Annotated in this window: 12 protein-coding genes; 5 read left to right on the forward strand and 7 right to left on the reverse strand. The window is 34.7% G+C overall.

Going from position 1 to position 13,833, the window contains the following annotated elements:
* The first annotated feature begins 2 nt into the window (after positions 1 to 2).
* Positions 3 to 2,051, forward strand: coding sequence for a M16 family metallopeptidase (locus tag ACQY44_RS10065; RefSeq protein ID WP_428230228.1), 2,049 nt, complete (start codon positions 3 to 5; stop codon positions 2,049 to 2,051).
* 399 nt (positions 2,052 to 2,450) lie between these two features.
* Here the strand turns inward: ACQY44_RS10065 and ACQY44_RS10070 are convergent, their stop codons facing one another.
* Both ACQY44_RS10070 and ACQY44_RS10075 read right to left on the reverse strand, forming a co-directional pair.
* Positions 2,451 to 2,684 carry a hypothetical protein gene (locus ACQY44_RS10070; protein ID WP_428230229.1) on the reverse strand — a complete coding sequence of 78 codons (234 nt, stop codon included), beginning with the start codon at positions 2,682 to 2,684 and terminating at the stop codon, positions 2,451 to 2,453.
* A 448-nt stretch (positions 2,685 to 3,132) separates the two neighbouring features.
* Positions 3,133 to 3,999 carry a DMT family transporter gene (locus tag ACQY44_RS10075; RefSeq protein WP_428230230.1) on the reverse strand — a complete coding sequence of 289 codons (867 nt, stop codon included), beginning with the start codon at positions 3,997 to 3,999 and terminating at the stop codon, positions 3,133 to 3,135.
* 103 nt (positions 4,000 to 4,102) lie between these two features.
* On the opposite strand from ACQY44_RS10075, the gene ACQY44_RS10080 reads away from it, so the two are divergent.
* A complete protein-coding gene (locus tag ACQY44_RS10080) occupies positions 4,103 to 4,480 on the forward strand; it encodes a heavy-metal-associated domain-containing protein (RefSeq protein WP_428230231.1) in 378 nt (125 codons plus the stop codon).
* Between the two features lie 93 nt (positions 4,481 to 4,573).
* Here ACQY44_RS10080 and gldD read toward each other — a convergent pair whose 3' ends face one another.
* From gldD to mutY, 4 genes are read right to left on the reverse strand one after another with little or no spacing between them, the layout of a single operon-like run.
* Complete coding sequence (gldD, locus tag ACQY44_RS10085) at positions 4,574 to 5,134, reverse strand: gliding motility lipoprotein GldD (protein ID WP_428230232.1); 561 nt, start codon at positions 5,132 to 5,134, stop codon at positions 4,574 to 4,576.
* 3 nt (positions 5,135 to 5,137) lie between these two features.
* Positions 5,138 to 6,430, reverse strand: coding sequence for a gliding motility-associated protein GldE (locus ACQY44_RS10090; protein WP_428230233.1), 1,293 nt, complete (start codon positions 6,428 to 6,430; stop codon positions 5,138 to 5,140).
* A 23-nt stretch (positions 6,431 to 6,453) separates the two neighbouring features.
* Positions 6,454 to 6,894 carry a single-stranded DNA-binding protein gene (locus ACQY44_RS10095; RefSeq protein WP_428230234.1) on the reverse strand — a complete coding sequence of 147 codons (441 nt, stop codon included), beginning with the start codon at positions 6,892 to 6,894 and terminating at the stop codon, positions 6,454 to 6,456.
* Positions 6,895 to 6,931: 37 nt separating this feature from the next.
* Positions 6,932 to 7,978 carry an A/G-specific adenine glycosylase gene (gene mutY / locus ACQY44_RS10100; protein ID WP_428230235.1) on the reverse strand — a complete coding sequence of 349 codons (1,047 nt, stop codon included), beginning with the start codon at positions 7,976 to 7,978 and terminating at the stop codon, positions 6,932 to 6,934.
* 140 nt (positions 7,979 to 8,118) lie between these two features.
* On the opposite strand from mutY, the gene ACQY44_RS10105 reads away from it, so the two are divergent.
* The 3 genes from ACQY44_RS10105 (at position 8,119) to ACQY44_RS10115 (ending at position 11,293) form a co-directional block, all read left to right on the forward strand.
* A complete protein-coding gene (locus ACQY44_RS10105; RefSeq protein WP_007805026.1) occupies positions 8,119 to 8,409 on the forward strand; it encodes an HU family DNA-binding protein in 291 nt (96 codons plus the stop codon).
* 392 nt (positions 8,410 to 8,801) lie between these two features.
* Entirely contained in the window at positions 8,802 to 10,346 is a 1,545-nt protein-coding gene (locus ACQY44_RS10110) for an Rne/Rng family ribonuclease (RefSeq protein ID WP_428230236.1), read from the forward strand.
* Positions 10,347 to 10,501: 155 nt separating this feature from the next.
* The gene (locus ACQY44_RS10115) at positions 10,502 to 11,293 is read left to right on the forward strand and encodes a hypothetical protein (RefSeq protein WP_428230237.1); all 792 of its coding nucleotides are present in this window, start codon (positions 10,502 to 10,504) and stop codon (positions 11,291 to 11,293) included.
* A 123-nt stretch (positions 11,294 to 11,416) separates the two neighbouring features.
* Here ACQY44_RS10115 and pbpC read toward each other — a convergent pair whose 3' ends face one another.
* On the reverse strand, positions 11,417 to 13,792 hold the full coding sequence (pbpC, locus tag ACQY44_RS10120) for a penicillin-binding protein 1C (RefSeq protein ID WP_428230238.1): 2,376 nt from the start codon (positions 13,790 to 13,792) through the stop codon (positions 11,417 to 11,419).
* Between the last annotated feature and the right edge of the window lie 41 nt (positions 13,793 to 13,833).

Consider the following 13,833-nt stretch of genomic DNA (forward strand, 5'->3'; position numbering starts at 1 on the left):
TCATGAAAAAAATACACACATTTTTAATCCTTTTATTCCTCACTGGAATTATGCAAGCACAAGATCGTCCACAACCCAAACCAGGTCCTTCACCAGTAGTCAACATCAAAAAACCACAAACTTTTGTTTTGGCAAACGGCATGAAAGTTCTGGTGGTTGAAAATCATAAATTACCCCGAGTAAGCTTTAACTTAACTTTAGACAATGCTCCTTTTACTGAAGGAAACAAAAAAGGTGTTGATGAACTAACAAGCAGCTTAATTGGCAACGGAACTAAAAAAACAACCAAAGAAGCTTTTAATGAAGAAATTGACTTTTACGGAGCGAGCATTAATTTTTCGTCATCAGGCGCTTATGCAAGTTCGCTTTCTAAATATTCAGGACGCGTTTTAGAACTTTTGGCCGAAGGTGCCTTACAACCCAATTTTACTCAAACTGAATTTGACAAAGAAAAAGCAAAATTAATTGAAGGGCTTAAAGCCGATGAAAAAAGTGTTCCCGCCATTGCAAGCCGAGTTGTTGACGTATTGGCTTTTGGAAAAAATCATCCGTCAGGAGAATATCTTTCAGAAGAAACAGTTAAAAATGTAACACTTGAAGACGTTCAGAAAAACTACGCCACTTATTTTGTTCCTGAAAATGCTTATCTGGTAATTATTGGAGACATTAAATTCAAAGAAACAAAAGCGGCTGTAGAGAAACTTTTTGGAGGATGGAAAAAACAAGCTGTTCCAAAAAGCACCTATCCAAATCCGGAAAATGTTTCCAAACTTCAAATTGATTTTGTAGATGTTCCAAATGCAGTTCAATCTGAAATTTCACTAGTCAACACTGTCGACTTAAAAATGAGCGATCCTGATTTTTTTCCTGCAGTAATTGCAAATCAAATTCTGGGAGGAGATTTCAACAGTTATCTGAATATGAATTTACGAGAGCAACATGCCTGGACTTACGGCGCAAGTTCCAGCATTGGAGCCGGAAAATATATCACTAAATTCAAGGCTTCATCTGCTGTTCGAAATACCGTCACAGATAGCGCAGTAGCTCAATTTATAAAAGAAATCAAAAGAATCAGAACAGAAAAAGTTTCCGGAGATGTCTTAAAAAACGTAAAAGCAGGATACATTGGCAGATTTGTAATGCAGGTCGAAAAACCTCAGACAGTTGCCCGATATGCCTTAAATATCGAAACAGAAAAATTACCGGCTGATTTTTACGAAAAATACATCCAAACTATTAATAATGTTACCGCTGACGACATTTACCGTGTGGCCAACAAATATTTCCTACTGGACAATATGCGAATTGTAATTGCCGGAAAAGGTTCTGATGTTATTTCAGGTTTAGAAAAACTTCAAATTCCGATTTTTTATTTCGATAAATACGGAAATCCTGTCGAAAAACCAGCTACAAACAAACAAGCTCCAGCCGGAATTACGGCAAAAATAGTTTTTGAAAATTATCTTAAAGCAATTGGTGGAGAAAAAGTAGTTTCTACTGTAAAAACTCTCGCAATGACCGGAACAACAACTGTTCCGCAGGCTCCCGGCCCTTTAACTTTTACTTCTAAATTAGATTCTAAAGGAAAAATGATGGTGTCGCTTGCTATGGGAACGATGAATCTAATGAAACAAGTAGTCAACGAAAAAGGTGCTTATATCGAACAACAAGGAAAACGCAAAAACCTTGAAGGCGCTGACCTGGCTGATATGAAAGCAAACGCTGCTCCTTTTGAAGAATTACAACTCGTAAAAAGAACAGATTTAAAAGTAGACAGAATCGAATCTATAAATGGTAGTGATGCTTATGCCATAATAGATGACAAAACCACTTATTTCTATGATGTTAAATCCGGACTAAAAGTAGCCGAATCTAAAGTTCGCGAACAAGGCGGAAAATCATCAGCCCAAATAACAAACTTCAACGATTATAAAGAAGTAAAGGGCATAAAAGTTCCTTTTAACTTAGTTCAGAATGTTGGTTTTGAATTGGATATTAAAATGTCTGAGATTAAGATAAACGAAGGGGTTTCTGAGAAAGATTTTCTTTAAAGGTACTGAGGCACTAAGCTGCTAAGGTTCTAAGATTTTCAAAGGCTTTGTCAAAGTTTAAAACTTTGACAAAGCCTTTTTTTTATGTATTGTAATTTACCAGACTGAACGTCCCGAGACTTCAGGAGAAACCCATTACAATTGGATCGCGCAGGTGTAATCCCTACGGGATAAAATTCATGGGCGTTTAATAATATTTCTACCAATATGTAATCTCTACGAGATATAACTATACAAGCTACTATTTCGTAAATTATCATTTTTACTCCGATAGGAGTTTAATATCGGTAAAAAAATGAAAAATGAAAAAATGTTCCGGAGGGACTTAATCATAACATTCAGCGGGACATGCGTTGAAAGCAAGAAAGGCTGTCGTAATCGACAGCCTTTCTTGTTTAATTACTCAACATCCAGATAAGGATTCAAAATTTCTGCTAATTCATTCAACCAATAGAAACCATTTTCAAGATTTGTTTTCTCGGTTTCCAGTGTTTCACATTCCCGCATTAAGCTTAAGGCAAGCATATAATTCACATGCCGAATTGTTTTTGCCATTAGTTTAGCGTCGATAGAATTGTTGAAGAAATTTGCCAGTCTCAATTCTGTTTCTTTTGAAAGGGTGTTTGTACTCATAATCTTAAATTTTAGGAAAATATAAAACCCGCATAGCTTAGCTGTCCTACGCTTTTAAGAGAGCGTTACGGTTGTTTCCAATACCGCCAGCATACCACACGGGCAAAAGTTTTATCGAGTTCATAATCTTAAATTTTAGGACTACAAAGGTAGCCAAAACTTCCTAAATAAGTAAGGTTTTTCGTAAAATAAATTACATGGCTGTTCACCCATTTTTGTCATTCCGAGGAACGAGGAATCTCCGCAAGAAACTAACGCAAAGTTTTTTCCCTAAATTGTCGAGCTACTTGCGGAGATCCCTCGTTCCTCGGAATGACAAGATTGCGGATACAATGATTGTGGTTACTTTGTCTGAAATATTTTTAATCCTAATTTTCAAACCTTTGCAACTTTGAACCTCTTCACCTTTGAACCTTTCTTCATAACAAAGATATTCAATTCAAATCTTTTATTTCTTCGCCGATAAATAAACTCCTATCAAAATAATAAACGCTCCAAAAAACTGAATTGGCGTCAGCATTTCGTTATCTAATAATCCCCAGAAAAATGCTACTATCGGAATTAAATACGTTACCGATGTTGCAAAAACGGGCGATGACATTTGTATTAATTTAAAGAACAAAACATTCGCTATTCCGGTTCCTAAAACTCCCAGAATCATTACAAAAAGAATGGAATGTTGCGTTATATCTAAACTTATTCTTTGAGAAATATCAGTTGTGCTTAAAATAATCAAAGCAGGTATAAGCAAAACAGCAAAATTTCCGGTTGTAATACTCACGGAATTCAGATCGGATAAATATTTCTTGATTAAGTTAACGTTGATTGCATAACAGATTGTAGCAATTACAACCAGAATGACATAGTAATAATCTTGCCCCGGATGAGCCGATGCTCCGCTTAATACCAAAAGCAAGCAACCTACCAGACCAACAAAAACCCCAATAACCTGTCGTTTTTGAAATTGAATCCCAAAAATTACTATTCCCAGAATTAAAGTATTCAAAGGCGTAAGCGAATTTAAAATAGCTACGATCGAGCTATCGACCTGAGTTTCGGCAATGGCAAAAAGAAATGCCGGAGTAAAGGTTCCGAAAACAGAAGTAATGGCCACAAATTTCCATTGGCGGCGTGAAATTTTCTTTAGGCTATTAAAGCCAAAAATCAACAAAAACAATGCTGCAAAAATAATTCGGAACGAGCCTACCTGAATCGCCGTCAAACCAACGAGACCTCTTTTTATCAGAATAAAAGAACTTCCCCAAATAAGCGAAAGCACAAATAAATAAACCCACTTTAATTGCTTTGCATCCATAAATATCATTTTGATGCAAATTTGTAATAAATTTATGAACTGACCTCTTCCTTTTTATTAATTTTGCAAGGAATACAACTTATCAATTTAAAAATCATATATAATGAAATTTACAAAGATCGTAGCCGCTTTCGCCATCGCAAGTTTAGTATTAGTAAGCTGCAAAAAAGAAGAAGATAAAAACCTTGCCAATATAAAACCTGTAAACACAGCTGTAAAAGAACACAAAGCAATCGCTGCTGAAAATATACAAACGGCAAGTTTCGAAATCGAAGGAATGACTTGTGCAATGGGATGCGCCAAAACAATCGAAAAAGAATTATCTGATCTTGACGGGGTAGAAAAAGCTACAGTAGATTTCGATAAAAAAACTGCCACTGTTGTATTTGACAAAACAGTACAAAACCCGGAAAACTTAACTAAAGTTGTTCAGGCAACGGGAGACGGAAAAACTTATAAGGTTTCGAATTTTAAATCTTAAATGACAACAACAATCGGGATTTAGGATTTAATTTTAAGACATAAAAAAGGGCGTTTATAAACTAAACGCCCTTTTTTTTATGTTTTGATTTTTCTATTTCCATTTTAATGTTTCCATCAATCTTTGCATATCATTTTTGATATAACTCGCTGCCGGCATCACCGAATCAAAATTAGGTTTGGCATAAAAATAAACCGATCCTGTTATAAAATGCTTTGTACTGTCTGTTACGTAAAATTGTGAGTTTGTAGCCGCATTTCCATCCACCTGATAAAACATACCATAAACCTTTTTTTGCGGGTTTAAATAGGGCTGTTCTAATATATCATCGGCTTTTATAACGTGTTCGTAAGTAAGTTTTTGAGCATCTTTCAGCAATTTCTCAATATTACCATTTACGGGTTTATAGGTCAGATAAATAGTTGCTTTCATTTTAGGATAGGTAATTGCAAATCCGCAATCCTTTTCTCCTTTTATCACCGCAGCTTCATTCATATCAAAAGTAAAAGGACAATTATTTTCAAAACTAACATATTTTGCTTCCGGATAATCCAAACGCAGGAAACCTGAAGGCTTAGGCACGACATCATCTTTACAACTTAAAACAGTTAATGCCAGCAAAATTGTTGCTATAGAAATTGTTTTTTTCAGCATTTTTTAATCTATTGTTACTTTTATTTGTTTTACTCGCTTTTTATCTACTGTTTCTATAGTAAAGACACAGTTTTGAAAAGCTATTTTTTGATCTTTCTTAGGGAAATTGCCCAAAATTTCTAAAATGAACCCTGCTAATGTTTCGGCTTCGCCTTTATGCGATTCAAAAACATCTTCATCAACATCCATGATCCTGTAAAAATCCTTCATATTAATCTTTCCTTCAAAAAGAAAATTCTTTTCATCGATCTGAGAATAGTTCAAATTTTCATCATCAAACTCATCACTGATATCTCCTACTATTTCCTCAATAACATCCTCTAAAGACACTAATCCCGAAGTTCCGCCATATTCATCGACCACAATAGCCAAATGACTTTTAAGGCTCTGAAAATCTTTTAATAAGTTATCCAGTTTCTTATTCTCGGGAACAAAAAAGGCTTCCCGAACCAAAGAAGTCCAGTCGAATTCTTCCTTATCAATATGAGGCAGCAAATCCTTAACAAACAAAACCCCTTCAATCTGATCTATATTGTCACGATAAACCGGAATTCTTGAAAACCCTTTCTCAATTATTTTAGGACAAATTGCATCAAATGATTCTGATACTTCTAATGCAAAAATATCAATCCTCGGGCTCATTACCTGTTTGGTATCTGTGTTTCCAAAAGAAACAATTCCCTCCAGTATTTTTTGTTCTTCGCTTGATGTTCCTTCAGAATCTGTAAGCTCAAGAGCCTGCGAAAGCTGATTAATAGAAAAACTATTTTTTTGTTTCCCTAATTTGTTGTGCAAATATAAGGTAACACTTCGCATAGGTAAACTTATTGGTGAAAGCAATTTATCTAAAACTGCGATGGGGTACGCAATTCGTTTCGCAAATTTAATATTGTTTCGGCTCGCATATACTTTAGGCAAAACCTCTCCAAACAATAAAATAAAAAAAGTAACCACGATGATCTCAAGAATAAACTTAAGCACCGGTGAACTTATAGTCTCAAAAATATTTTGGCCTACAAAGGAGAATAAAATAACGACTCCAATATTAAAGAAATTATTGGCTACTAATAAGGTCGCTAAAAGTTTTTTGGGTTTATCTAAAAGACTCGAAATAATTCTTCCTTTTGGAAGATTTTCCTGCAAGGCATCATCAATGTCTTTTTGTGATAAAGAAAAAAGTGCTATTTCAGCACCTGAGACAATTGCTGATAAAAACAGCAAAATAAATATTCCGACAAAACCAATAATTAAATTGATGTCTAAAGTTGTAGCGAACAAACTGGGCTCCGGGTCCAAATTAAAAAAGATTAGTTAAACAATCAAAAAGGCAAATCGTTTATAGGTAAGCCTTCACTCGTCGCGTCAAAGTTAGTATTTTTTACGGATTCTGGTTCGCTGGCCGGCTTATGATTTCCAGTTTCTTTTTTGGTAGTCAAGAAAGTAAACTCGGTAACCTGAATTTCGGTAGTATACTTTGTAGTACCATCTTCAGCTTGCCATTGGCGGGATTTTATGCGTCCTTCTACATATATCTTATCTCCTTTAGAAAGATATTTTTCACAAATTTCAGCTGCTTTGTTGCGCACAACCAAATTATGCCACTCTGTTGAAGTTATTTTTTCGTTGGTAGTTTTATTAATATAAACCTCATTTGTAGCCAATTGAAAACGTCCAATGCAATTTCCTCCATCAAAATAATGCATTTTTACATCATCACCTAAATGGCCAATTAGCATCACTTTATTTAATGTTCCGTTCATAATCTATTAGTGGTATTTATCCCAAAGATACATTTTTTTAGCAATTTATTTCCTGCTTTTCAATAAAATTATAAATCACAATAGGAAAAGGAAAAGTTTTTAAATCACTGTAATTCAATCCATTTTTAATTATTTCGTCAGTTTTAACTTTCCAAAACTGAATATGAAGATGTTGGTGCGAAAGTTTATGGATTACAGTTGTTTCTGTACACTCCTCTATACTTACTATAGTATAAGAAGGAAAAATATCATTTTGAGCTGCTTTTGAAACAACATCAAAACCAACAATTTCTGTAGTTTCAAAAAGAGGAAACTCATATAAGTTATGCCAAATGCCTTTAGCTGTTCTTTTTTGAATTAAAGTATTTCCTAAAACATCTTCTAAAATTAGATAATTAAAAAAGCGGTTGGTCACTTTTAGCTTTTTCGATTTTACAGGCAAAACTGAAACTTTCTTTTTCTGAAGTGCCAGACAACTATCATTAAAAACACAAACCGGGCAATCAGGACTTTTGGGAACACATTGCAAAGCACCAAATTCCATAATCGCCTGATTAAATATTGCAGGGTTATCCTTTGGCATTAATTCCTTTGCCAGTTCTGTGAACTCTTTTTTAGTTGCAGGCAGAGAAATATCTGATTCGATATCAAAATAGCGGGAAAGTACACGAAATACATTTCCGTCAACAACAGGAACGGCTTCATTATAAGAAAAAGAGGCAATTGCAGCGGCGGTATATTCACCAACACCTTTTAGCTTTAATAGTGCTGCATAATTAGCAGGGAAAATTCCATTAAGATCATTTGCGACATATTGAGCCGTTTTATGCAAATTTCGGGCACGGGAATAGTACCCTAATCCCTGCCAAAGTTTTAAAACCTGCTCTTCTGAGGCATTTGCCAAATCAAATACAGTAGGAAATTCCTCCGTAAAAGCAAAAAAATAAGGCGTTCCTTGCGCAACTCTAGTCTGTTGCAACATAATTTCTGAGAGCCAAATATGGTATGGATTGGTTGTTTTTCGCCATGGCAAATCACGTTTGTTTTGTAAATACCATTTTATCAATATGTTAGAAAAATTCATCGTAAAATACTTAGAATACAAAAGTAAATGTTTATGTAATTAAAATTTAACGAATTAGCTTGATTAATTATTTTTTTAATTCCTATATTTGCAAACTCAAAAAAATAGTACACCATTTATAAAATAAAATAGGAAAGAAAATGACGAAAGCAGATATCGTAGCGAAAATTTCAGAGAAACTAGGTCTTGAAAAAGGAGATGTTCAAGCAACAGTAGAAACTTTTATGGAAGAAGTGAAAACTTCACTAGAGACTGGAGACAATGTTTACCTAAGAGGTTTTGGAAGCTTTATTGTAAAAACAAGAGCTGAAAAAACTGGTAGAAACATTTCTAAAAACACCACTATCAAAATTCCAGCACACAACATTCCTGCGTTTAAACCTGCAAAAGTTTTTGTAGAAGGAGTAAAAACAAATAACGAAGCAAAATAATACTATTAATTAATCATAAAATCGACACGATATGCCAAGTGGTAAAAAAAGAAAGAGACATAAGGTAGCTACGCACAAAAGAAAAAAAAGAGCGAGAGCTAACCGTCACAAAAAGAAAAAGTAGTTTTAAACTACTTTTTTCTTTTTAAACGTTCATTGAAATTGAGATTAGATTATAAGATCGCTAGCTAGTTAGATTATTAGATTTCTAAAAATCCAACCATCGAATAATCCAGAAATCTAAGCTCCCCGGGTTCAATACCTGTTAAAAATATTGTTTAATCCATCCTTACAATTCAGTTATGAGTTATAAGTTATGAGTTATGAGTTGTAAAACCTGAAACTTGAAACTTAAAAACCTGAAACTAAAAGTCTGGATAAAAATTTACAGTGTGAATAAAGAATTAATCATTAGATCTAGTTCTGAAGCCGTAGATTTTGCCTTATTAAAAGATGGAAAACTAATTGAATTACACAAGGAAGAAGAGAAAAGCAACTTTCAGGTTGGTGATATTTTTATTGCCAAAATACGAAAACCCGTTGCCGGACTTAATGCTGCTTTTGTAAACGTAGGCTTCGAAAAAGATGCCTTTTTACATTATCACGATTTAGGACCTAACTTAGCTTCCCAACTGAAATTCATAAAACTTGTAAGCGCAGGTAAAATAAAAGATTTCTCCCTAAAAACCTTTCAGTTTGAAAAAGAGATTGACAAAGATGGCATCATTACTGATATTTTAAGTGCCAATCAATCTGTTTTAGTTCAAGTTGTAAAAGAACCTATATCTACCAAAGGCCCAAGGATAAGCGCTGAGCTTTCATTGGCAGGAAGATTTATTGTTCTCGTTCCGTTTTCTGACCGCGTTTCTATTTCTCAAAAAATAGAAGACAAAAAAGAAAAGGATCGTCTAAAAAAACTTGTTCTATCGATCAAACCTAAAGGATTTGGTGTTATTGTTCGCACAGTAGCCGAAGGCAAAAACGTAGCCGAATTAGAAAAAGATTTGCAGAACCTGCTTGGCAGATGGACTGCAATGTGTAAAAAATTACCAACTGCTCATCATCCTTCAAAAGTATTAGGAGAGCTCAACAGAGCTTCTTCGATATTAAGAGATGTATTCAACGATACCTTTAGTGGTATTCAGATAGATGACGAAGAGTTGTACCATCAAACGAAGGAATATCTGCAAGAAATTGCACCTTCAAAACAATCGATTGTTAAGTTTTATCAATCAAATGACACTCCAATTTTCGAGAAATACAATATAGAGAGACAAATCAAAACTTCATTTGGACGTACCGTCTCCATGAGTAAAGGCGCATATCTTATTATCGAACACACTGAAGCTCTTCACGTTATAGACGTAAACAGCGGAAACCGTTCGAATAAGGCGACTAACCAGGAAGACACTGCCATGGAAGTAAATATGATTGCTGCCGCTGAAATTGCCAGACAACTTCGTTTGCGTGATATGGGCGGAATTATCGTAGTAGATTTTATCGATATGTCTAATCCTGAAAACAGGAAGGTTCTGTTCGACTTCTTGCGAGAAGAAATGAGCGACGATAAAGCAAAGCATAAAATCTTACCGCCTAGTAAATTTGGCTTAGTTCAAATTACCAGACAACGCGTAAGACCAGAAGTTAATATTAAAACCAGAGAAGAAGATCCTAACAATGAACATGGCGAAATTGAAGCGCCAATTTTAATCATTGACAGAATCAAATCTGATCTGGACAGAATTTTAAAAATCCACAAAAATGTTGTGCTTAATGTACATCCGTTTGTGGCTGCATACCTCAGTCAAGGTTTTCCATCATTACGTTCAAAATGGTTTTTTGAACATAAGAAATGGGTGAAAATCATACCTCGTGACGCTTACACGTACTTAGAATACCATTTCTATGATAAAAAAGGAAATGTTATTTCAGAATAAAAATAGAAACCGCCTCTCTAAAGACTGGCGGTTTTTTTATGTCTTATATTTAAATAATCTGTCTTATAACACTATAATAAAGATTTATTGTAGTTATAAAAACATATGCACTTAACTACATTTGTAAAAATTCATTTCAACTAATTCAACAAAATATGCAAGTATCCACATCTTTTTGCTCTTTATCTAAAAAAGAAGTTACCTATTGCCTTTTTGCAATTCTTCTTTTATTTTCTTCAAAGATAACAGCCCAAAACGATACCATCTATTTTGATCAGAATTGGAAAAACACCATTAAAAATTCTGCCGTTTATTACAGGATTAACCCCGTAAAAATAAAAACCAAAAATGCAATTGGCTACAAAATAGAATCTGTTGATTCAGTTTACGTGATTAATGATCATTATATAAAAAATAATAAACTTCAATTTGAAGGCTATTCTAAAGATAAAGATGGACAATACCTGATTGGAAAAGCAAAATGGTATGATGAAAATAATACTCTTTTAGAATCAAGAGATTTCAATTACAAAACCACTAAAAATAAATTTGAATTTCCAGAATGGCCAATTTTATACCTGGATTATAAAATTGCGACTAAAAGTCAATTTATTGGAGGATTGGAGTTTTGTTTAGCTTGTGAAAACAAAAACAAGCTGTTTTTAGGATTAGGCTTTGGAGTTACTTCGTATAACGGCACTTACTATGGTCTGCCAGATTTGCATTTATCCTATAACAGAGAAGTCCTGTTTGTTAAGAGTGGACTTTCAGATAAACACGCATATGCCTTGGCAGGGGTGACGATTTTAAATATGATAGATTTAGGTTTCGGCTATTCGCAACCCTATAATAAGGACAAAATACCCGTAATCAAAGGTTTTACTTTTGGAGCTACTTTCAGATTTTCGCGCAATCAAAATGCATATACCAAAATTAGAATCATGTAATAAAACCCTCACTACTTATTCCCTCACAATTTCTATTTTCAAGATACGATCAAGTTTTGGAATTTGGAGCCGAGGGTTAGCGAACAGGCGAAGCAATTTAAAAAATGGGTATTTGCTTTACAACTATTCCCTCACAATCTCTATTTTCCTCCTAATCTCATTTCCATAAGCATCTACAACTGTAATATAATGTATTCCTGCAGTTGGCGTAATAGGCAATTCATGAAATGTTTTTGTCGTTGCTTTATAAACATCATCAACATACCAAAACAATTCTTTATCTCTTTCTGAATAAGCAACTTTTAGGATTACCGGTTGTAATTCGCTATTAAAATTCTTCGTTAAATAGATTTTACTATTCGTTTTTGGGTAAATAAAATCCATCGTTGTCGTTTGAGTTCCTTCACAACCTTCCTTAAAAGGTGGCAAGGGCAAATATTCAATATGCTGACTTTTGTAATACCACGCCATTACGGGCGGCAAAACAAACCAATTTTTAGTGAGTATATTATCAATACTTTCGCAACTACTATTTACCTGAAATCGCTCCGTTTTATCTAAATGAACTGTTTTATGGTACGGACAAACCGCTGTAGACTTTCCTTTTTTAGGAACCCATTGTTTGATTTTCGGACAGCCGTCTTTTGCTAAATAACCGCTCAAACGACAAACCTCAACCTGATCAAGATCTTTATAAGGTGTTTGAAACCATCTTTGTCGAGGCAATAAATTAAAAACATCAAACAAAATAGGTGCTGCACTTGTAACTCCTGTTAGAGTTGGCCTACCTTCACCTGTTGCATTCCCCACCCAAATTCCCACAACATATTTCGAATTTGTACCAATTGCCCAGGCATCTCGGTTTCCAAAACTCGTTCCGGTTTTCCAGGCAATTTTTAAGGAGCTGTCGTAAAACTTCCAGGCTTCATCGCCTTCTGGTCGGTTCACTTCTTCCATCGCATTATACGTTAACCAAATCGATCCGGCGCCTAAGATATTCTTCTGATCTGTTTCTGAGCCAAAATCAGGCTCAAAATCATGTCTATAATTGAGTTCTGTAAATTCTTTGGTTCTATACTTTTCTTTATTCTTAGTATAATAATTTACCGTAGAAGATAAGTTAGCATAAGTTCGGCATAAATCCCATAAATTACTTTCGGCACCGCCCAAAATAAGTGATAATCCGTAATGATCCGGCGTTTTATTAATATCCCTTAACTTGAATTTTTGCAATTCTTCATAAAATTTATTCACACCAAAATCCTGCAACATCAAAACAGCAGGAATATTCAAAGACCTTGACAAAGCCCGATGCGCAGGAACAGCCCCATCAAACGTAAGATTAAAGTTCTGAGGTGTATATCCTGCAATCTGTGTTGGAATATCTGCTATTAAAGTATTGGGTAATAATTCGCCATCGTCTAACATTGCAGCATACAAAAGAGGTTTTAGAATGCTTCCGGTACTTCTTGGCGCATCAATGATATCAACATCTTTCTGGTGATCCTTATCTGTTGGGGCATTTCCCACATAACTCATTACATTACGATCCGAAACATCGATTACTAAAATGGCTAAATTATTAACTTCATTCTGCTTATATTGATTGTAGTAATATCTGGCAATTTGATTGACCCTATTTTGCAAAGCATAATCAATAGTCGTTTTTACACGTGTTCCTTCATCTTCTTTAGCCACTCTTTGCAATAAATGAGGTGCAATTTGAGGCAAATCATACGGCTTTTGAGGCAGTGGTTCTTCGATAGCAAGTTCATACGTCTGTTGATCAATTATTCCTTCATTGTGAAGTTTCAACAAAAGCCGATTTCGTTTATTCAGTAACTTAATCTGATTTTTACCCGGATAAATTAAACTTGGCGCATTCGGCAAAACGGCCAAGGTCGCGTTCTCAGCCCAGGACAACTGATTCGATTGCACGCCAAAATAACGCCAGGATGCCATTTCAAGTCCAACGACATTTCCTCCAAAAGGTGCGTGAGCTGCATATAATTCAAGTATTTCATTTTTAGAATATCCTAATTCTAATCGCGTTGCCTTGATAATTTCGATAAACTTTTCGAAGTAAGTTCTTCCTTTCCCTTTTCGGGATAATCGGATCACTTGTTGTGTCAATGTACTTCCTCCTCGAACTACTTTTCCGGCTTTTCTGTTTTGTTTGATCGCATTTACCATTGCAACCGGATTAAAACCGGGATGTTTGTAAAAATACTCGTCTTCAAAATAAACAATACATTTCTTGAATTTATCGGGAACGCTATCCTGCGCTGGAAATCGCCATTGTCCGTCACGGGCAATTTTAGCGCCCAACAATTCTCCTTCTTTACTCTCAATAACTGTAGAATAGGGTTCCTGAAACAAAGTTCGGGGTATAGAGAAATAATAAATCAGCAAGAGCAGGAATGCAATTGCTGATTTTATTTTATTTTTTTTAATCCAGTTTATAATGCGTTGTGAGAACGCTATAAGTTTATTTTTCAAAGTAATCTTATTGCTTTTTCATATCCTAACAGGTTTTGAAA

It is taken from the genome of Flavobacterium sp., assembly GCF_965277525.1.
In the GTDB taxonomy this organism is placed as follows: Bacteria; Bacteroidota; Bacteroidia; order Flavobacteriales; family Flavobacteriaceae; genus Flavobacterium.